Below are 19,435 nucleotides of genomic sequence, written 5' to 3' on the forward strand. Positions count from 1 at the left end.
CGCGTCACGTGGCTGCTCACCAGCGCAGCTCGCGTGGCGCGTCGTCGCTGTCATCGGCCCTTGTCGGGGCCGGGCATCCGGTAGAGGTTCTCGGGCCGCCCGGACGTCCCGTAGCGCAGCTGGAGGGTCAGAGCACCGGTGCGCTGCAGATAGCTGAGATAGCGCTGGGCGGTCGCCCGACTCACGCCGGTGCGCGTGGACACGTCGCCCGCCGACAGCGGCTCACCGGCGTCACGCACGGCGTCACGAATCAGGGTGAGCGTCGCGACCGAGTGTCCCTTGGGGAGCCGCACCCCCTCGGCCGGAACGGTACGCATCATCCCGAAGAGCTCGTCCACCTGCGCCTGCTCGGGAGACTCGTCAAGGCCCTCCAGGCGCTCGTGCAGCCGCCGGAAGGCCTGCAGCCGCTCCGCCAGGTCGGGATAGCTGAACGGCTTGACCAGGAAGTGCAGTGCCCCCAGCCGCATCGCGGTGCGCACCGACTCCAGCTCGCGCGCGGCCGAGATCATGATCACCTGCGGCGGCTCGTCCTGCTCCAGCAGCGAGCGCACCACGTCCAGGCCGCTCCCGTCCGGCAGGTAGACGTCCATCAGCACCAGGTCGGGCGCCAGCTCGTTCGCGAGGGCGAGCGCGTCTGCCGCGCTGTTCGCCTCTCCGACCACCTCGAAGCCCTCGGTCCGCTCGACGAACGCCTTGTGGATGGACGCGACGAGGAAGTCGTCGTCGACGACGAGGACACGGATCGGCGTTCGGCTCATCGGCCGATCTCCTCGGCGAGGTCGGCGGTGTGCTGCTCGGCTGGCTTGGGCATCGTGACGAGGAATCGGGCCCCTCCCTCGTCGGACTCGAAGACCCGGATCGAGCCATGCATCCGGTTGATCATCCGGTGCACCAGCGCCAGCCCGATGCCCCGCAGCTGCCCGTTCGGGTGAGCCTTGGTGGTGAAGCCATGGGTGAAGATCCGCGGCACCAGCTCTGGAGGTATCCCCGGTCCGTTGTCACTGACCTCCACCATGATCGTGTCCTCGTCCTCGACGATGCGCACATCGACGTGCCCGCCGTCGGCCAGACCACCGACCGCGTCCATCGCATTGTCCACGAGATTGCCGACCACCGAGGTGAGCACCTGCAGCCGGGCGGGCGACTCCCCCAGCCTGGTCTCCGGCGCGATCCTGAGCACGATCCCGCGCTCGTTCGCCTCGGCCGCCTTGCCCAGCAGCAGCCCGACGATCTGAGGTGCTGCGATGGTCGAGCGCAGCGAGCTGTCCAGCTCGGCCACGGTGCCGCGGATGTCGGTCAGATACGCCCGGGCGTCCTCCACCCTGCCGAGCTCCAGCATTCCCGCGACGGCGTGCATCTGATTGGCGAACTCGTGGTGCTGGGCACGCAGCGACTCCACGAGCCCGCGCTCGCCGGCGCGTTCGCGCAAGAGTGCGGCGAGCTCGGTGCGGTCGCGAAGGGTTGCGACGGCGCCGTGAGCCCGGCCTGACAGCTTCACCGGCATCCGGTTCACCACCAGGGCGTAGTCGTCGGTGAGGACCAGGTCATCGGGCTGGGTGTCGACGCCGAGCAGGACGTCACGGAGCCGGCCCGCCGGAATCAGGTCCTCGACCGGATGCCCGACGGCACTGGCGTCCAGGCCGAGCAGCGCGCGGGCCGGGTCGTTGATCATCGAGACCCGGCCCGAGCCGTCGAACGCGACCACCCCCTCGCGGATCCCGTGCAGTGTCGCTTCGCGCTCCTGGAGGAGCAATGCGATGTCGTCGAGCTCGAGGCCGAACGTACGTCGCTTGAGATTGCGGGCGAGCAGCCATGACGCCAGTCCGCCGAGCGCGAGCGCGAGCAGGAACCACAGGGCGTACGACGTCGCCTCACCGCGAAATGCGGCTGCGACGGAGCTCTCCTTGATGCCCGCCGAGACCTCGCCGACGATCTGTCCGCCCGGGCCGCGCAACGGGACACGGGCGTTGGCAGACGGACCGGTGGCGCCATGGTCGGTGCGGGTGTGCACCCGGCCGTCGGTCACCACGATGGGCTCCGTGACCTTCCGGCCGATCAGGGCCGGGTTCGGATGTGAGTGCCGCACGCGGTGCATGTCGATCACCACGACGTACGAGGCGCCCGTCCGGTGCTGGAGGTTCGTGGCGAGCCGCTGCACCGCCGCGTCGCAACCGGGGCGCGGCGTGGCCAGGCAGGATCGGATGCGCGGAACGCTCGCCGCAGCCTCGCCGATGATCGCAGCCCGGTGCTGGAACTCGTGCTCGAGATGCGGACGCTCGACCCGGATGAAGAGCGCGAACCCGATCGTGAACGTGATGGCCAGGATGAGGATCTGCGCGACGAAGATCTGGCTCGACAGCCGACCCATGCGCTTGCGCACTCCTATCGACGCCATCGCCGGACTCTCATTCGCCGGGCACGTGTGCGAGATCCTCGAGCCACACCGTCGCGGTCGCGTCGGAGGGCATCCGCCAGTCCCCGCGGGGCGACAGCGAGCCGCCTGCGGAGACCTTCGGGCCGTTCGGGATCGCGGACCGCTTGAACTGGCTGAACCCGAAGAATCGCCGGCAGAAGACCTCGAGCCAGTGCCGGATCGTGGCGAGGTCGTACGCCGTACGCTGCGACTCCGGATAGCCCGCCGGCCAGTCGCCCGCAGTGAGGTCCCCCCACGCGTGCAGCGCGAGGAAGGCGATCTTGCTGGGCCGGTAGCCGTAGCGCAGCACGTGGAAGAGCGTGAAGTCCTGCAGCGCGTAGGGGCCGATCGCACCCTCGGTGCTCTGTGGCGGCTCGCCCTCCCGGGTCGGCACCAGCTCCGGCGTGATCTCCTGGCCGACGATCTCGGTGAGCACCCGGTTCACCGCCGCGTCCTCACCGAACTGCGCGGAGGAGACCACCCAGCGGATCAGGTGCTGGATCAGCGTCTTCGGCACGCCCGAGTTGACCGTGTAGTGCGACATCTGGTCGCCGACACCGTAGGTGCACCAGCCCAGCGCGAGCTCGGACAGATCCCCGGTGCCGAGCACGATCCCGTTGCGCTGGTTGGCGATCCGGAACAGGTAGTCGGTGCGCAGCCCGGCCTGGACGTTCTCGAAGGTGACGTCGTAGACCTCCTTGCCCTCAGCAAACGGGTGTCCGAGGTCGGCCAGCATCTGCCGCGCCGCCGGCCGGATGTCGAGCTCGTCGAAGGTGACGCCGAGCGACTCCGCCAGTCGGGCTGCGTTGGTCCTGGTGCTCTCGCCGGTGGCGAACCCGGGCATCGAGAAGGCGAGGATGTCGCTGCGCGGTCGACCGAGCCGGTCCATCGCGCGGGCCGCCACGATCAGCGCGTGGGTGGAGTCCAAGCCGCCGGAGATCCCGAGCACGACCTTCGGCTGCTGGTCCGCCCCGGTGCCGATCGAGGCCAGCCGACGTACCAGCCCGGAGACCTGGATGTGGTACGCCTCGTAGCAGTCCAGCGCCAGCCGCGCCGGGTCGTCGGGCACGAACGGGAAGCGGTCCAGGCGGCGGCGCAGCCCGACGTCACCGCTCGGCGGATCGACCGTGAACGGAAGCACCCGGAAGTCGCCTAGGTCGTACCCCTGGCGACGCCTGTTGTCGTCGAAGGTCCCTTGACGCAGCCGCTCCTGGCGCAGCCGGTCCAGGTCAACGTCGACCGTCGTACGGCGGGGGCCGTCGGGGAAGCGCTCGGTCTCGCCGAGCAGCTCGCCGCACTCGTAGACCATCGTCTGGCCGTCCCACGAGAGGTCGGTGGTGGACTCCCCCTGGCCCGCGGCCGCGTAGAGGTACGCCGCGAGGCATCGTGAGCTCGCGCTCTTCACCAGCAGCCTGCGGTCCTCGGCCCGACCGACGGTGATCGGGCTCCCGGAGATGTTCGCCAGCACCGTGGCGCCCCCGAGGGCTGCCCGGGCGCTCGGCGGCACCGGCACCCACATGTCCTCGCAGATCTCGACGTGCACGGACAGCCCGGGGACGTCCGTGGCCTCGAAGATCAGGTCCGAGCCGAAGTCGTGGCGCTCGCCGGAGATCTCGATCTGGGCGCCCGGCTCCTCCTCGCCCGGAGCGAACCAGCGTGCTTCGTAGAACTCCCGATAGGTCGGCAGGTGGCCCTTGGGCACGACCCCGAGGATCGCCCCACGGTGGATCACGACCGCGCAGTTGTACAGGCGGTTCACGTGTCGCAGCGGCGCCCCGACGACGAGAAGTGGCCGCAGGTCGCGGCTCGCCTCGACCACGGTGCCGAGGGCTTCGAGGACCGCATCGAGCAGGGCGTCCTGCCCGAAGAGGTCGTCGACGGAGTAACCGGTCAAGCAGAGCTCCGGGAAGACCGCCACTGCGACGCCGTCGTCGTGGCAGGCACGAGCCTCGCCGATCACGGCGGCCGCGTTGACGGCGGGCTCGGCGATCCTCACCGGGACCGTGCAGGCGGCGACCCGGGCATACCCGTGTGCGTAGGCGGAGTGGAAGTCCACCTCGTCAGTCTGTCGGAGTCGCCGAGTGATGTCGAAGTGCCCTCCCTCAGCGCAGTAGCCCGGTGGCCCAGCTCGAGTCGCGCCAGTACTGGTTCGTCGCCGACTCCCGGTGGACAGTCCCGTTCCGGACGTTCCAGCTCAGGTAGTACTCACGGGGCATGGACACCGTCCCGCCGTGGTCGACCGGCGGCGCGATCGAGAAGAGCAGCGTGTCGTTGCCGACCCAGGCGCGGGGGCTCAGCGACCCGTCCGCGAGCGTCAGGTCATGGGGCCCGCCGACGGGGAGGAACGCGAGCCCCTCGTAGCTCGGCCGCGCGAGGACCAGCAGCCCCGTGCCGGGACGATGACGCACGCCGCTGAAGCTCGGATCTGCCGTCACCGCAAGACGGCCGTGGATCGCGGTCGGATCCTCGGCCGGGTAGCTCTTCGCCGCCGAGAGTCGGGCGCGCACGGCCGGAGCGCCGTCGCGAGTCTCCGTGAACCCGTCTTTCAGCCTGATCAGAGTGTTCCCGTCGTAGGTCTCGTCCCCTGCACCGTCCAGACGCAGCCGGTGCTGGCCCTGCCAGGCGATGTGGGTGCCTCCCTTCGACGGGCGCGACGTGGTGCGGCCTGTGCCGAGGTCCACCACGTACGTCGCACGGGCACCCCGGAGCGCCACCTCGGTGCCGTCCGGTGACAGCGAGGTGCGATCGAGCATCGGGCCCAGCCCGTTGCCGATGTCGGCTGGCGCATCGACGGTGAGCCGGTGCCAACGGTGGTCGGTGTCGAGGGCGTAGAAGACCCTCTGGTCACCCCTGCGCTCCTTGGTCACCATCAGCGCCCGCCCCGGAGGCGTGGCGACCGCGGCCGTCGGTGTCAGGTCCGCCGGCAGCCCGAGACTCCCGGTCGGCAGCGATCCGACCTGCGCCGGGTCGAGCGCGCGCTGGATGATCGAGGCGGACAGCGCCGGAGCCGCGAACACCTTGGCGGGCTGCCCGGCCGGAGCCCGGAGCTGCGAGCGTCCGTGCGGCAGCACGGTCGGCACGACCGCCCCGACGGCGACGAGTGCGGCGACGGCGATCACGCCGGTCACCCGACGACTGCGCCGCACCCGCCTGGCGCTGGTGAGGGCAGCAGGGACCAGGTCGCGGTGCGGAAGGTTCTGGGTGGTCTCGCGCATGAGGTCGGTGAGTCGGATGTCGTTCACGAGGTCCTCCCGATCAGGTCGAGCAGCTCCGGCGCGCCGTGACGCAGCCGGGCCAGCGCGGCCGCGTTCTGGCTCTTGATGGTGCCGACGCTCACCCCCAGGGCAGCGGCGGTCTCACGCTCGCTCAGGTCGTCGAAGTGCCGCAGCACCACGACCGCGCGTTGACGGGCGGTGAGGCGGTCGAGGGCACGGCGTACCACGAGGGCGGTCTCGGTGTCCGGTGGCGGCACGGTGCGCTCCCCCGGCTGACCGATCCGCTCCCGACGATGCTTGCGCCACCACGACACGTTGTCGTGGACCAGCACGGTCCGGGCGTAGGCGGTGGGGTTGCCGTCCCGCAGCCGCCCCCAGCGGAGCGCCACCTTGGTCAGCGCCTCCTGGACCAGGTCCTCCGCCCGGTGCAGATCGCCGGTGAGCAGGTAGGCGGTGCGCAGCAGCGGTCGCTGGCATCCCCTCGCCCACTCACTGAACTCGTCCTCGCGCACGGCCCCACCTTGCCCTCTCTCACCCCCGGCAACGCACCAGGACGCAGGATGGTTGGCGCGACCTGTCGACCGCGTGACGACCGAGGCGCCACGTGACCGGCGACACAGGCCACCGTGGCGCCAGTCGGGCTAGCGTGGGTCCAGGTCCGGGGACTCCACCCAGAGGAGCCTCGAGAGCGCGAAGGAACCACCGTCATGACCGAAGAGACTGCCCCCTATGGGACGGGGCCTGGCGGGTCGCCCGCCGTACCCCGCAAACGCGTGCGAACCCACCACCTGCGGGAGATGAAGCAGCGCGGGGAGAAGTTCGCGATGCTGACGGCGTACGACATGTACACCGCAGCCACCTTCGACGAGGCCGGCGTCGAGGTGCTCCTCGTCGGTGACAGCGCGAGCAACAACGTGTTCGGCAACGAGACGTCGCTGCCGGTGACGGTCGACGAGCTGCTGCCGCTGACCCGCGCGGTCGCACGCAGTGCGCGGCACGCCCTGGTGGTCGGCGACCTGCCGTTCGGCTCCTACCAGGCCTCGCCCGAGCAGGGCTACCTCACCGCGGCGCGGTTCATGAAGGAGGCGGGCGCGCACGCGGTGAAGATGGAGGGGGGCGCGGAGATGGCCCCGCAGATCGAGCGGATGAGCCGTGGCGGCATCCCGGTGATGGCGCACATCGGCTTCACCCCCCAGTCCGAGCACGCCCTCGGCGGCTACCGCGTCCAGGGCCGTGGCGAGACTGCCGAGCGGATCCTCCGCGATGCGCACGCCGTCGAGGAGGCCGGCGCCTTCTCCGTGGTGATGGAGATGGTGCCCGGGGACGTCGCCGGACAGGTCACCAAGGAGCTGACGGTCCCGACGATCGGCATCGGCGCAGGGCCCGACTGTGACGGACAGGTGCTGGTGTGGCAGGACGCGTTCGGGCTGCGCACCGGAAGGATGGCGCGCTTCGTCAAGCAGTACGCCGACCTGCACCAGGTGCTGCTCGACGCCGCCACGGCCTACCGCGAGGACGTCCGCACAGGACAGTTCCCCGGGACCGAGCACACGTTCTGAGCCACGCCGACTGCTAGGCGGACAGCACGGCGGCGCCGACTGCGCCGAGCCAGGCCAGCAGGCCCAGGGCTGCCATCAGGAGCACCACGCGTGGCCGGCTGTCGAAGGCCCGGCAGGCCCGGAGGAAGAGGGGCACCCAGACGACGTACAGGACCAGCACGCCCCACCACGGCAGGAACAGGATCGACGCACCGTCGAGGAACAGCAGGCACGCCAGGAGTCCCATGCCGATGAACGGCGCGGGCGCTATCCTCCGGCGATTCACGCGGTGAGTGTCGCACCTCGGCCCTCGTTGGGCGCCATGAAGGGGGCGCGTGTCCTGCTGGTGTCGGCCAGAGGTCAGTCGTCGAGCTCTTGGTCGTTCCAGTTCGGGTCGTTGTCCCAGGCCTCGTTCCGCTCCTTCGCGGTCTCGAGCGCGCGCTCGGCCTCGGCCTCGGTCGGGTAGGGACCCAGACGGTCGATTGGCGGACAGCCGTCCGGCCCCTCGACGGCGTGGTGCTTCACGCAGTACCAGTACTTGTCCATGGCACCGCAAGGTACACGCGCCCGCTGCGCCCCGGCAGTACGCCGAAAGCGCCGTGACCCCCTAGACTCGGGCTGCGGATGGGCTGGCCGGGCGACCGCGGCTCTCCTTCGGGAGCGTCGAGGAAGGTCCGGGCTCCATAGGGCAAGGTGGTGGGCAACACCCACCCGGGGCAACCCGCGGGACAGTGCCACAGAAAACAGACCGCCCACCTCCTCGGAGGTGGGTAAGGGTGAAACGGTGGTGCAAGAGACCACCAGCGTGCCGGGCGACCGGCGCGGCTCGGTAAACCCCACCTGGAGCAAGACCAGACAGTGAGCGTTCGAGGGCGGCCCGCCCGAGCTCACGGGTAGGTTGCTGGAGGGTGTCGGCAACGGCACTCGTAGATGGATGGTCGCCAACCGGAACGTCGTGAGGCGCCTGGCGAACAGAACCCGGCCTATGAGCCAGCCCATCCGCCATACACGCTCTGACCTGCGACGGAGCGCTCAATGGCTCTCGCCAGTCCGCAGGGAGTCCGCAGGAGCGCTGAGCACGGAGTCGACCGCCTCCCGCGTCCGGTCGTCAGAGTCCGGCCACAGGTGGCTGTAGGTGTCCAGCGTCTCTGCTGCGCTAGCGATGGAGGTGGCGACGGCGGGGCCGCACCCGAGCGCACACCGCGACAGGACGAGCCAGATGGTTGACATGCGCCGTGCCTGCAGGGCGATGGCGAACTCCGACGTTCAGTATTGCTGCGCTATGCAACAATGAGCCGGTGCAACGATCAACCCAACCGGCGAGCCAGGAGGACGTCGTCGAGGCGGTACTCCGCGCCAGCCGGGCGCTGGTTGCGGTGGCGGCGCGATCTCTGGCCGCGGCGGAGGGACAGGTCACCCTGTCGCAGTACCGCGCCATGGTCGTACTCGCCTCCCGGGGCGCGCAGCGGGTGGTCGACCTCGCGGAGGCCCTCGACGTGGAGCGGTCCACGGCAACGCGGATGTGCGACCGCCTCGAGGGCAAGGGCCTGATCACGCGCGAGCGATCGGCGGAGGACCGCCGTACCGTCTGGGTCGGGCTCACTGCCGAGGGCACCCACCTGGTCACCGCGGTCACCCGTCGGCGCACACGCGACATCCGCCGGATCCTCGCCAACATGCCCGAACAGCCGCGGGTCGCGCTGGTCGGCGCGTTGGGGTCGTTCGCGGACGCCGCGGGCGAGGCGCCGGAGCAGGCCTGGTCGCTGGGCTGGGTGCAATGACGGCGCGGAGCCTGCCACGCGTGCCAACCCAGATGCTCGCCGGACGGCTGCAGGTGCGCCGCGAGGTCGGCCGGCTGTTGTCGGGCACCTCGCGGGCGGGCTACCTGCGCAAGTGGCTGCTGCTCGGGATCATCATCGGGGTCATCGCCGGCCTGGGTGCGGCCCTGTTCATCACCATGCTGCACGCAGGCACCAGTTGGCTGCTCGGCACGGTGGGCGGCTACCACGTGGCCACCACCTCCGGCGAAGGAGGTGTGCGCGCAGCATCGGGCTTCGCCCGTCCTTGGGCGGTCCCGCTGGTGACCGGCGGCGGGGCGCTAGCGGCCGCGTTGCTGGTCTACTTCTTCGCACCCGAGGCGGAGGGGCATGGCACAGACGCCGCGATCGCCGCGGTGCACGCCAACCCCAAGGGCCTGCGCGGCCGCGTGGCACTGGTCAAGATGGTCTCCTCGGCGCTGACCATCGGCTCCGGCGGGTCCGGAGGCCGCGAGGGGCCGACCGCGCAGATCTCAGCGACCTTCGGCTCGGTGCTCTCACGCACTCTCAACCTGACCCCGGCCGACAGCCGCATCGCCGTCGCCTCAGGCATCGCGTCGGGCATCGGCGCGATCTTCCGGGCTCCGCTGGGCGGGGCGGTGCTTGGCGCCGAGCTGGTCTTCCGCGACGACCTCGAGGTCGAGGCGCTACTGCCCTCCATCGTGTCCAGCGTGGTGGCGTTCGCCGTCTTCGGTTCGGTGACCGGCAGCTTCTCCCCGATCTTCGGCTGGCAGACCTCCTACCACCTCGCGAACGTCCAGGCGTTGCTGATGTTCGCGATCGTCGGCCTCGGCTGCGGGCTGATGGGCAGGCTGTACGCCGCTGCCTTCTACCGCACCTCCGACTCCTTCGAGCGCCTGCACCTGCCGAAGTGGCTCAAGCCCGCGCTCGCCGGCCTGGTCGTCGGCGCTCTCGGCCTCGCGATCCCGGGCGTGCTCGGTACCGGCTACGGCCAGATCCAACAGGAGTTGTCGGCCCACGTGCTGATCGGCATCCCGCTCTGGCTGGTGCTCGTGCTCCCTATCGCGAAGATTGTCGCCACCAGCCTGTCGATCGGCTCGGGCGGGTCCGGCGGCATCTTCGGGCCAGGCATGGTGATCGGCGGGGCCACCGGCGCGGCCGTGTGGCGGTTGCTCGAGCTCGGGCACGCCGCCCCGGCCGGCGGCCCGACGCCGTTCGTGATCGTCGGGATGATCGCCTGCTTCGGTGCCATCGCACACGCGCCGCTCGCGGTGATGCTGATGGTCGCCGAGATGACCGGCAGCCTGGAGATGCTCGCGCCGGCCATGGTGGCGATCATCCTGGCGCTGCTGGTGGTCGGTGATGCCACCATCTACCGCAGCCAGCTCGCTACCCGCGCCGACTCTCCCGCCCGTCGGTTCAGCGCCCAGATGCCACCTGCCCCGCAGGTCCCGGTCAGCGACGTGATGGCGCCGCCCCGGCTGGTCCTCCCCGCCTCCCTGACCGCATCCGAGGCGCTGGCGGCGCTACGCGACGCGGAGGTGCCCGGCGCCCCGGTCGTCGACGCCGACGGCGTCTTCATCGGGTCGCTGCATGCGGCCCGGCTGGCTGAGCAGGTCGAGGCCGGTACGGCGACCAAAGCCGGCCGTCTCGCCGACGCCGAGGCCCTCACTCTGCCCGAAGCCGCCTCCCTCGACGACGCCGTCGACGCGGTCGCAACCAGCCGCGGTGGCTGGGTCCCGGTGCTCGACGTGGACATGCATGTGCGCGGCGTCGTGTCGACCACCGATCTCGTCAGAGGCTGGCGGCTGGCGATGCGCGGGGCGATGCGGCAGCTCGGCCGGGCCTCCGGGGCCACCACGCTGGTCGAGGAGACCGTGGACGCCGACTCCCAGGCCGACGGGGCGCGCATCGACCAGCTCGACTGGCCGCCGCGTGCGGTGCTGGTCGCCGTACACCGCCGCCAGGGCTTGGCCTGGCCGCACCCGGACACTCGCCTCGGCGCGGGCGACTTGGTCAGTGTGGTCTGCCGCAAGGAGGAGGCGGACGCCGTCCGTCGGCTGCTGGTCTCCCAGCCCACCGTCATCGAGGCGAGCCTGAGCGCCCGGTAAGACGTGGGCGGACGCGACGCAATCCGCACTTAGGCAACGGATCGAGTCCCCGATGCTGAGGCGCGCCTCTTCGGCTCGCAGAGAAGGGCGTCGGCCTCGCTGCGGTCGATGCGACGGGTGCCGTGCCGATCGACCAGGAACGCGAACCCGTGCGGGCTGATCCACAACCAGCGCCCTGGCGAGAGGCAGAACTCGTGCCAGCTGGTGAGGGTCTTGATCCGGTGGTGGTGCCGGACCAGCGGTGCGACATTGTCGAGGCCGGTCTGTCCCGACGGGCGCCCGCGCGAGTAGGGCCGGCAGTGGTCGAGGTCGACGCGTCTGGTGATCGTCGTGCTGTAGGGGAACGCGTCTGCCGGATGGAGCAGCATGACGGCCTCGCGGATCCTGGTGGGGAACTGGTAGGCGTCGACCGGGGTCTGATCGAGGAGGTTGATCACCGGCTGGACGTTGATCCTGGTCGCCTGGTGGGGTTGGCCGAGCCACTCGCGGAGCTGATCAGCGTGCACGGCGCCGAGGCCCTCGACGCGAGCAATCCGGTGCGGGTCGCCGAGCACGGTCTCGGCGGTGAGGTGGAGATAGAGACGCACGGCAGGTGCCATCCGCGCTTGCGCCTGGGGATCGGCGAGGAGTGCCCGCAGGGGTGCCGGGTCCTCGCCGGTGAGGTCCTCGGCGACGTTCTCGTCGGGCACCTCGGCGCGCTGCGCTGAGGCCAACAGCAACCGCAGGGCCTCGGCGGGACGACCGAGTGCGCCGATCGCCTTGGCGCGGCGTACGTCGACGGCATCGCCGTCACCTGTCTCGGCGAGGATCTGGGCGATCCGGTCCACCATCGCCTCGAAGACGATCACGTCGCCCGCGGCGGCCCGGGCGATCAGCACCTTCAGCCCGTGCTCCTCCTTGGTGGAGCGCACGAAGCGCGCCTGCTCCGCATCGCGCCGCCGGGCGTCCTCGGCAACAGGATCGGCCTCGATGACCTTGGCCGCCACCAGCCCGAACAATCGACCTGGCGACAAAGTGGCCAGCTCAGCGGCGATGGCGCGGTCGACGAAGGCGGCGAGCTCGCGGGACAGGTGCCGGGTCATCCGGGCGATCTTGCGTGCGACCCACACCTCGAGCTCGAGGTCGTGTACCGCTGCCCAGCAGTGCACCAGCCGGTGCCGGAGGTCGAGCGCGTCGGCGAGCAGGCTGCGGGCAGCCATCGGCGACTCGCGTCGCATCGCGCCGAACTCAGCCGCCGCGAACTCCTCGACCCACGGGGTGCCGGGACCGCCGAGGTGCACCGGGAGGATGTCGTCGGTCACCGCGCGCGCCTCCCGGTCGTAGCGGACCTCCCCGTGCAGGTCGCACCAGTGGCACGCAAGCGTCAGCGTGTCCGCCTGCGCGGCCATCTCCCGCTGCCGCACCTCTTCGACGAGCAGCAAAACCTGCCGCTGCGGGAGCTCGTCGAGGTCGGTGATCATGGTTGAAGTCTATCGCTCATATGTTCGATAGACAAGGCATTGATGGATCTCTCACGGTCGGCGACGCTCGATCTGGCAGAGTGCAGCACATGAGCGATCGCGCTGCCGACGGAACCGAGTCGGGCCTCTCCGACGACGCCTTCTCACCCGTCTGGACAGACGACGACCGCCCGCGCATCCCGCGAGTGGCCGCGGAGCGCGAGGCGCTCACGGCATATCTCGAGTACTACCGGGCGACGGTGGAGATGAAGTGTCGCGGCCTGACACCCGAGCAGGCCCGCGCTCGGCCCATGCCGCCGTCCACACTGTCACCCCATGGCCTGGTCCGGCACCTGGCCGGCGTCGAGCGCTGGTGGTTCCAGCAGAACTTCGAACGCCGCGAGGTGCCCTTCCTGTTCTTCACTGCCGACAACCCCGACCTGGACTTCGAACCGCCCCCGGACGCCGACTTCGCCGCCGACCTGGAGACCTGGCGTGCCGAGTGCGCGGCCTCGCGCGAGATCGTCGCCGCACACGGTCTCGACGACATCGCCCGGCCCCTCGACTGGCATGAGGACGTCGACCTGCGCTGGCTGGTGCTCCGGATGGTCACCGAGTACGCCCAGCACTGCGGGCACCTCGACCTGCTTCGCGAGGGCATCGACGGTAGGACCGGCAGCTGAGCCGGCGGCCGGGAGACGCACCGCTCTGTCGCCGGATCCGCTATTGCGTATGATTTGCAACAGCGCGCTGCTGGCCGTCCAGGTCGCCGGCGCCGGCCAGCCGACGTGAACCAGGAGATCCGCTCGTGACCGAGGTCGTCTCGCCCCCCGCCAGGTCGCGCGGCACCCAGTTCCGCGAGAGCCTGACCGTCGGCGACTGGCGTTCCCTGACCGCGATGGGCGCGTTCATCGTCCTGCTGCACGTCGTCGGCTTCGTGGTGCTCGTGGGTCTCGTCGCGCCGGAGCACTACCAGCTCGGCGGCGACCACCCCGTCTTCACCATCGGCGTCGGCGTGCTCGCCTACACCTTCGGCCTGCGACACGCCTTCGACGCCGACCACATCGCGGCGGTCGACAACACCACCCGCAAGCTGATCGCGGAGAACCTGGCCCTCGAGGGAGCGGGGCGCGAGCCGCGGCGCAAGCCCCTGTCGGTCGGGTTCTGGTTCTCGTTGGGCCACTCCACGATCGTCTTCGCGCTGTCGTTCCTGCTCGCGATCGGCGTCCGGTCGTTGGTGGATCCGGTCGAGAACGACAGCTCCCGACTGCACACGATCACCGGGGTCATCGGCCCGTCCGTCTCCGGCATCTTCTTGTGGATCCTGGGCATCCTCAACCTGGCCGCCCTGATCGGGATCCTCCGGGTCTTCCGCGCGATGCGCCACGGCAAGTACGACGAGGCCGAGCTGGAGAAGCAGCTGGACTCCCGTGGGTTCATGAACCGCTTCCTCGGCGGGCTGACCAAGTCGGTCACCAAGCCGTGGCACATCTACCCGGTCGGCGTCCTCTTCGGCCTCGGCTTCGACACCGCGACCGAGGTCGGGCTCCTGGTCGTCGCCGGCGGCGCGGCGGCGCTGCATCTGCCCTTCTACTCCATCCTCGTGCTGCCGGTCCTCTTCGCCGCCGGCATGTGCCTGATGGACACCATCGACGGCGTCTTCATGAACGCCGCCTACGGATGGGCCTTCGCGCGCCCGGTGCGCAAGGTCTTCTACAACCTGACCATCACCACGATCTCGGTGCTCGTTGCCTTGGTGATCGGCACCGTCGAGCTCCTCGGCGTGCTCGCCGACCGACTGTCGATCGAGCACGGTCCGCTGGCGGCGATCGGCAGCGTCAACCTCGACTACGCCGGCTACGCGATCGTCGGGCTCTTCTTCGTCTCCTGGGCGGTGGCGCTCGGGATCTGGTACTTCGGCCGCATCGAGGAGCGCTGGTCGGCCGACCTCTCCTGACGCCCCGCGCTAGAGCTGGAAGCGCACGGTCCGGGTGGCCGGGTCGGCCTCGGCCAAGGTCACGGTCACCGCTTCGCCGACCGGCAATGCCTCGCGGCCGACCACGCGCGCCTCGACGGCGGGGTCGCGAACCATCAGGTCGCCCTTCGTGAGCTCGTCGTGCTCCACCTCGAGTACGACGCCCTCGAACGGCTCCCCGACCCGGCCCTTGAGCGTCTCGGCCTCGACCAGGTCCAGCACCGCTGCCTCGTACTGGTGGGCCCGTCGGCCAGACTCCTGCATCGTCGCGGGCAGGTCGTGCAGCCGGTCGAGGACCCATTGCGGGACCTGCTCCCCCGCGGTCAGTGCGGCGCACACCTCGAGGGCGTAGCGGTCCACCAGACGACGCAGCGGCGCGGTCACATGAGCGTATTCGGAGGCCAGCGCAGCGTGCTCGGGCTGTGCGGGCAGCTCGCCGTCGAAGCCGACGTACCCGGCGCCGCGGAGCAGCGCGGTGCAGGCCACGACCATCGCCGCCTCGTTGGGTCGGGATGAGTCCAGCCCGCGGATGAAGTCGGGGTAGTGCTGCTCGGCCGGCCAGTCGATCTTGAGCGCCTTGGCCGTACGGTGCAGGCGCTTGACGGCGTCGTGCTCCGGCGGCGGCAGGGTGCGCAGCACGCCGACCCGCCCGTTGATCATCATCGAGGCAGCGGCGAACCCGGTGAGCAGCGAGATCTGCGCGTTCCAGCTCTCGACGGGGAGCACGGTCCGGAACTCGAGCTTCCAGACGTCGCCCTCGATGTCGACCTCCTGCTCGGGCATCGGCAGGTTCACGCCACCACGATCGATCTCCTGGGCGACCCGCAGCTGACCGACCTCGCGGAGCAGTTGGAGCGTCTCGCCGGCGGACCCGTCGTCGAGTTGCTGCTGCACACCCTCATAGTCCAGTCGGGCCCGCGATGTCACCCGCGCCCGCTCCACCCGGGCGTCGCCGAGCTCGCCGTGCCGGTCGACCTTCAGCGTCCACAGGAACGCCGGACGGACCTGTCCGGGCAGCAGCGAGGCTGCGCCCTCCGACAGCGCAGTGGGATGCAGCGGCACCGTGGTGTCGGCGCCGTACAGCGTCTCGCCGCGCCGGTTGGCCTCCACGTCGACGGGGTCGCCGGCCGTGATGAACGCGGCCAGGTCGGCGATCGCGTAGTGCACGACGTAGCCGTCGCCATCACGCTCCAGATGCATCGCCTGATCGAGGTCCATCGACCCGACCGGGTCGATGGTGACGAGCTCCAGGTCCGTCCGGTCCAGCTCCGGCAGCCGCGGGGCCGCTGCGGCGGCCGTGGCCGCCTGCTCGACCTCGGGAGCGAACGCCGGGTCGACGTGCAGCTCCTCCTGGATCCGGGCGATCCCCTCCCGGAGGGCGCCCTCGGCGGAGTTGCGAACTCGTAGGACTCGACTGGCCACAGCTGCTCCTCGAGACGACGTACGGCGCGGCGATGGCGCCATGACGTTCACCACCTTATTCAGACGCGGACCCGTCGGGCCCCCTAGGCTGCCTGCCGTGCTGATCCTGCTCCCGCCGTCCGAGGGCAAGTCCGCCCCGACGCGGGGCCGGCCCCTGGACCTGGCTCGGCTCGACCTCCCGGCCCTCACCGAGGCGCGGGACGAGGTGCTGACCGCGCTCGTGGAGATGTGCGCACCCCGCAGCGACTCGATGACGCCGCTGCACGACGAGGTTCTGGCAGAGCGTGCGGCGCAGATCCTGGGGCTGGGCAGCACCCAGATCGACCAGGTGGACGTCAACGCGCGGTTGCGGACCTCGCCGACCACCCGCGCCGACCGGCTCTACACGGGCGTCCTCTACGACGCGCTCGACCTCGCCAGCCTGGACGGGCCTGCACGACGACGTGCGACGCGCTGGCTGGCGATCACCTCGTCGCTGTTCGGGCTCCTTCGACCCCACGACCCGGTGCCCGCGTACCGTCTGGCCGGTGGGGTCGTGCTGCCCGGTCTCGGCGGCGTCGCCGCGCACTGGCGCCGGCACCTGGACCCGGTGGTCCGCGATGCCGCCGGTCGTGGCCTGGTGATCGACCTGAGGTCCTCGACGTACGCCGCGTTCTGGCGCCCCGCCCCCGACCTCGCCGACCGGGTGGCGACGGTCCGGGTGCTGCACCAGGTCGGCAGCACCCGCAAGGTGGTCAGCCATTTCAACAAGGCGACCAAGGGCCGGTTGGTGCGGGCCCTTCTCGAGGACGGTGGCGCGCCGTCGACCCCGGCGGGCCTCGCCGACCACCTCGAGGCACTCGGCTGGCACGTCGAGCAGCAGCCGCCGACCCGCACGGGGCAGCAGCTCGACATCGTGGTCGACGAGATCTAGAACGCCTGCAGCGGCGCGTCGGTCGGCCGGGCGTTGTAGAGCCGGAGGTTGGCCGTCGGCCGCTGGGCCTGTGCCTCGAAGTAGCTGATCACCGTGACCGACGCGGGCGCGAGCTCCATCCGGTGGATGGCGTCCAGAGGCGCACCGAGAGCGTCGGCGACGAGCGTCTTGATGGGTGTCACGTGGCTGACGACCACGACGGTGCATCCGGCGTACGCCGCGACGATCCGGTCGCGTCCGGCCAGCACCCGCTTCTCCACGTCCCGGAAGGATTCCGCCCCGCCGGCGGGGTGCTCGAGGTCGCCCAGCCAGGCAGCGAGCTCGTCGGGGTGGTGCTCGTGCACCTCGCCGAACGTGAGGCCGTCCCAGATGCCGAACTCCATCTCGGCGAGGCCTGGCTCCTCGGACACGGCCTTCTCCAGGAAGCCGGCAAGGATCTCCGCGCTCTCCCGGGTCCGGCGCACCGGGCTTGTGATCAGCGCGTCCACGGTGGGGGCGATCGGCTCGAGCCACTTCCCGATGGTGCGCACCTGACCGCGGCCCTCCTCGTTCAGGCCGGGGTTCGCGCTGGCGAGGCCGCCGGAGAAGCGCTTATGGCGGGTGTGGTCGGTGACGCCGTGACGCACCAGGATCAGTGTCGTCGGCGTGCCGCCGACACCGGCCCAGCCACGCGCCGGCGCCGTCATGCCGCCGCCCGCACCGTCAGAGGCCGGACTCACCGGTACGCACCAGGATGCGGCCGCACTCCTCGCACCGGACGACGTCGTCGGTCGGCCGGGTCCGGATCTCGCCGAGGATCGAGTTGTCCAGCGTCAGCCGGCAGCCGCCGCACTGCCGCGCGCGCAGCGCCGCGGCACCGACCCCACCCTTCTGCTCGCGCAGCTTCTCGTAGAGCGCGAGCAGGTCGTCGGGGACACCGTCGGCCGTCACCTTCCGCTCGGCGACGGACTGGGCGAGCTCCCCGTCGAGCTCACCCGCGCGTGACGAGCGGGCGCCCTCCAGGCGCTCGCGCTCCTCCTCGATCCGGGCCAGCTCGTCGGTGCGGTCCCGGAGTGACTGCTGGGCAGCCTCGAGTCGCTCCATCACCTCCAGCTCGACGTCCTCGAGGTCGCTGATCCGGCGACTCAGGGACTGCAGCTCGTGCAGCATCCGCTCGATGTCCTTCGGGCTGCCGACGGCCCCCGAGTCGATGAGGCCCTGGTCCCGCTCGCGCCGGGCGCGCACCGACTCGACGTCGCGGTCAGCCTTCTTCTGCTCGGCGGTGAGATCGTCGACCTCGACGCGCAGGTCGCGAAGGGCGTTCGCCACGGCCGTACGGCGAGCGCCGAGCTCGGCGATCTGGGCGGCCTCCGGGATGGAGCCCAGCCGGTGCCGGATCGTGTCGATGCGGCTGTCGATCTCCTGCACGTCGAGGAGCTTCAGTTGGGCGAACGGGTCGGCTTTCAGCGTGACTCCTCGGGGGCTCAGACCCGGAAGGTCCAGGGATCTGTGTTGGTGGTGCTCACGTGCAGCTCCACCGTATCGCCCAACGCCTCGGCCAGCCGACCGGCGAGCACCGGGAGCCAAGTCCACTCGGCCGCCCAGTGCGCGACGTCGACCAGCGCCGGACCGTCATGCTCACGAAACTCCGAGGCCGGGTGGTGCCGCAGGTCGGAGGTCAGGTAGACGTCCGCACCCGCCGCGCGGGCCCGGTCGAGCAGGAAGTCGCCGGCGCCGCCGCATAGGGCCACCGTGCGCACCGGCTGATCGGGGTCACCGGAGACCCGGACGCCGTGCGGGGTCTCCGGCAGCACCGTCGCCACCCTCTCGGCGAACCCGCGCAGCGTGGTGGGCTCGGCGAGCCTGCCCCACCGGCCGGCTCCCCGTGTCGAGTCGTCGAGGGCGGCCAGCTCGACCACGTCGTACGCCGGCTCCTCGTAAGGATGAGCCGCGAGCATCGCCTCGACCGCAGCCGCACGCCGCGGACGCGGGCAGACCGACTCGATCCGCACCTCGTCGACGACCTCCGGTCGTCCCACCTCGCCGATCGCGGGCCGCGCGCCCGCCAACGGGCGGAACCGGCCCTCCCCCGACGTGGTGAACGTGCACGAGTCGTAGTCGCCGATCGCACCCGCCCCGGCCCCGGTCAGTGCACTGCGGACCGCCTCGGCTGCATCGACGGGCACGAAGACGACGATCTTGTCGAGCGGCTCGGCCGGATCGGCGTCCAGCGGTCGCAGCTGCTCGAGCCCGAGCGCGCGAGCCAGCGCCTCCGAGACACCGCCCTCGGGCGCGTCGGCGTTGGTGTGCGCGGTGAACAGCGCACACCCGTTGCTGAGCAAGCGGTGCAGCACCCTGCCCTTGGGGTCGGTCGCTGCGACCGAGCTGGTGCCCCGGAGATAGAGCGGATGGTGACAGATGACCAGGTCCACGCCCAGGCTGACGGCCTCGTCGGCCACCGCCGCCACCGGGTCGACCGCCAGCAGGATCCGGCGTACCGGCGCGGCCGGGTCACCGCACACGAGTCCCACACGGTCCCAGTCGTCGGCGTACCGCGGCGGATACCAGCTGTCGAGCAGCGCGACGACCTCCTCGAGCTCCATGGTGGGCAGGCTACCGAGCCCACCGCCCGGCCGGGTGGCAGCATGTGAC

At 70.9% G+C, this 19,435-nt stretch carries 18 protein-coding genes and 1 other RNA gene; 7 read left to right on the top strand and 12 right to left on the bottom strand.

Annotated elements, in window-relative coordinates; genetic code table 11:
* Window positions 1–50: 50 nt before the first annotated feature.
* Genes Q9R13_RS04115 through Q9R13_RS04135 form a run of 5 tightly spaced genes read right to left on the bottom strand, consistent with a single transcriptional unit; the run spans window position 51 to window position 6,140 of the window.
* Complete coding sequence (locus Q9R13_RS04115) at window positions 51–758, bottom strand: response regulator transcription factor (protein WP_310963812.1); 708 nt, start codon at window positions 756–758, stop codon at window positions 51–53.
* Window positions 755–2,368 (bottom strand): sensor histidine kinase, encoded by a 1,614-nt coding sequence (locus Q9R13_RS04120; RefSeq protein WP_310963813.1) that lies wholly within the window; start codon window positions 2,366–2,368, stop codon window positions 755–757. The genes Q9R13_RS04115 and Q9R13_RS04120 overlap by 4 nt, the downstream gene beginning before the upstream one ends.
* Window positions 2,369–2,405: 37 nt before the next feature.
* Entirely contained in the window at window positions 2,406–4,469 is a 2,064-nt protein-coding gene (locus Q9R13_RS04125) for an NAD(+) synthase (RefSeq protein ID WP_310963814.1), read from the bottom strand.
* Window positions 4,470–4,515: 46 nt separating this feature from the next.
* Entirely contained in the window at window positions 4,516–5,655 is a 1,140-nt protein-coding gene (locus Q9R13_RS04130; protein WP_310963815.1) for a hypothetical protein, read from the bottom strand.
* Window positions 5,652–6,140 carry a SigE family RNA polymerase sigma factor gene (locus Q9R13_RS04135; RefSeq protein ID WP_310963816.1) on the bottom strand — a complete coding sequence of 163 codons (489 nt, stop codon included), beginning with the start codon at window positions 6,138–6,140 and terminating at the stop codon, window positions 5,652–5,654. Before Q9R13_RS04135 ends, Q9R13_RS04130 begins: the two co-directional genes overlap by 4 nt.
* Window positions 6,141–6,335: 195 nt before the next feature.
* Here Q9R13_RS04135 and panB point away from each other — a divergent pair, with 195 nt between their 5' ends.
* The gene (gene panB, locus Q9R13_RS04140) at window positions 6,336–7,187 is read left to right on the top strand and encodes a 3-methyl-2-oxobutanoate hydroxymethyltransferase (protein ID WP_310963817.1); all 852 of its coding nucleotides are present in this window, start codon (window positions 6,336–6,338) and stop codon (window positions 7,185–7,187) included.
* A 13-nt stretch (window positions 7,188–7,200) separates the two neighbouring features.
* Here panB and Q9R13_RS04145 read toward each other — a convergent pair whose 3' ends face one another.
* Entirely contained in the window at window positions 7,201–7,452 is a 252-nt protein-coding gene (locus Q9R13_RS04145; RefSeq protein WP_310963818.1) for a hypothetical protein, read from the bottom strand.
* Between the two features lie 74 nt (window positions 7,453–7,526).
* A complete protein-coding gene (locus Q9R13_RS04150) occupies window positions 7,527–7,712 on the bottom strand; it encodes a hypothetical protein (RefSeq protein WP_310963819.1) in 186 nt (61 codons plus the stop codon).
* Window positions 7,713–7,791: 79 nt separating this feature from the next.
* Here Q9R13_RS04150 and rnpB point away from each other — a divergent pair.
* The 3 genes from rnpB (at window position 7,792) to Q9R13_RS04165 (ending at window position 11,055) form a co-directional block, all read left to right on the top strand.
* Window positions 7,792–8,168, top strand: an RNA gene (gene rnpB / locus Q9R13_RS04155) — RNase P RNA component class A.
* Window positions 8,169–8,464: 296 nt separating this feature from the next.
* A complete protein-coding gene (locus tag Q9R13_RS04160) occupies window positions 8,465–8,947 on the top strand; it encodes a MarR family winged helix-turn-helix transcriptional regulator (RefSeq protein WP_310963820.1) in 483 nt (160 codons plus the stop codon).
* Window positions 8,948–8,967: 20 nt separating this feature from the next.
* Complete coding sequence (locus Q9R13_RS04165; RefSeq protein WP_310963821.1) at window positions 8,968–11,055, top strand: chloride channel protein; 2,088 nt, start codon at window positions 8,968–8,970, stop codon at window positions 11,053–11,055.
* A 29-nt stretch (window positions 11,056–11,084) separates the two neighbouring features.
* Here Q9R13_RS04165 and Q9R13_RS04170 read toward each other — a convergent pair whose 3' ends face one another.
* Window positions 11,085–12,515, bottom strand: coding sequence for an HNH endonuclease signature motif containing protein (locus tag Q9R13_RS04170; RefSeq protein ID WP_310963822.1), 1,431 nt, complete (start codon window positions 12,513–12,515; stop codon window positions 11,085–11,087).
* Window positions 12,516–12,604: 89 nt separating this feature from the next.
* Here Q9R13_RS04170 and Q9R13_RS04175 point away from each other — a divergent pair, with 89 nt between their 5' ends.
* Together Q9R13_RS04175 and nicT are read left to right on the top strand one after the other, a co-directional pair.
* Window positions 12,605–13,177, top strand: a complete 573-nt coding sequence (locus Q9R13_RS04175) for a DinB family protein (RefSeq protein WP_310963823.1) — start codon at window positions 12,605–12,607, stop codon at window positions 13,175–13,177.
* Between the two features lie 125 nt (window positions 13,178–13,302).
* Window positions 13,303–14,451, top strand: coding sequence for a Nickel transporter NicT (gene nicT, locus Q9R13_RS04180; protein WP_310963824.1), 1,149 nt, complete (start codon window positions 13,303–13,305; stop codon window positions 14,449–14,451).
* Between the two features lie 9 nt (window positions 14,452–14,460).
* Here nicT and Q9R13_RS04185 read toward each other — a convergent pair whose 3' ends face one another.
* The gene (locus Q9R13_RS04185; RefSeq protein WP_310963825.1) at window positions 14,461–15,891 is read right to left on the bottom strand and encodes an RNB domain-containing ribonuclease; all 1,431 of its coding nucleotides are present in this window, start codon (window positions 15,889–15,891) and stop codon (window positions 14,461–14,463) included.
* 97 nt (window positions 15,892–15,988) lie between these two features.
* Between Q9R13_RS04185 and yaaA the strand changes: the two genes are divergently transcribed.
* Window positions 15,989–16,804 carry a peroxide stress protein YaaA gene (gene yaaA, locus Q9R13_RS04190; protein ID WP_310963826.1) on the top strand — a complete coding sequence of 272 codons (816 nt, stop codon included), beginning with the start codon at window positions 15,989–15,991 and terminating at the stop codon, window positions 16,802–16,804.
* Here yaaA and Q9R13_RS04195 read toward each other — a convergent pair.
* From Q9R13_RS04195 to Q9R13_RS04205, 3 genes are read right to left on the bottom strand one after another with little or no spacing between them, the layout of a single operon-like run.
* Window positions 16,801–17,523, bottom strand: a complete 723-nt coding sequence (locus Q9R13_RS04195) for a histidine phosphatase family protein (RefSeq protein ID WP_310963827.1) — start codon at window positions 17,521–17,523, stop codon at window positions 16,801–16,803. The two genes, yaaA and Q9R13_RS04195, sit on opposite strands and share 4 nt — an antisense overlap.
* Window positions 17,507–18,211, bottom strand: a complete 705-nt coding sequence (locus Q9R13_RS04200) for a zinc ribbon domain-containing protein (protein ID WP_310963828.1) — start codon at window positions 18,209–18,211, stop codon at window positions 17,507–17,509. The genes Q9R13_RS04195 and Q9R13_RS04200 overlap by 17 nt, the downstream gene beginning before the upstream one ends.
* Window positions 18,212–18,267: 56 nt before the next feature.
* Window positions 18,268–19,386: a Nif3-like dinuclear metal center hexameric protein gene (locus Q9R13_RS04205; protein ID WP_310963829.1), complete on the bottom strand. Its 1,119-nt coding sequence runs from the start codon at window positions 19,384–19,386 to the stop codon at window positions 18,268–18,270.
* Window positions 19,387–19,435: the final 49 nt, after the last annotated feature.

Origin of the sequence: Nocardioides marmorisolisilvae (assembly GCF_031656915.1) — a bacterium.
GTDB classification, from domain to species: domain Bacteria; phylum Actinomycetota; class Actinomycetes; order Propionibacteriales; family Nocardioidaceae; genus Marmoricola; species Marmoricola terrisoli.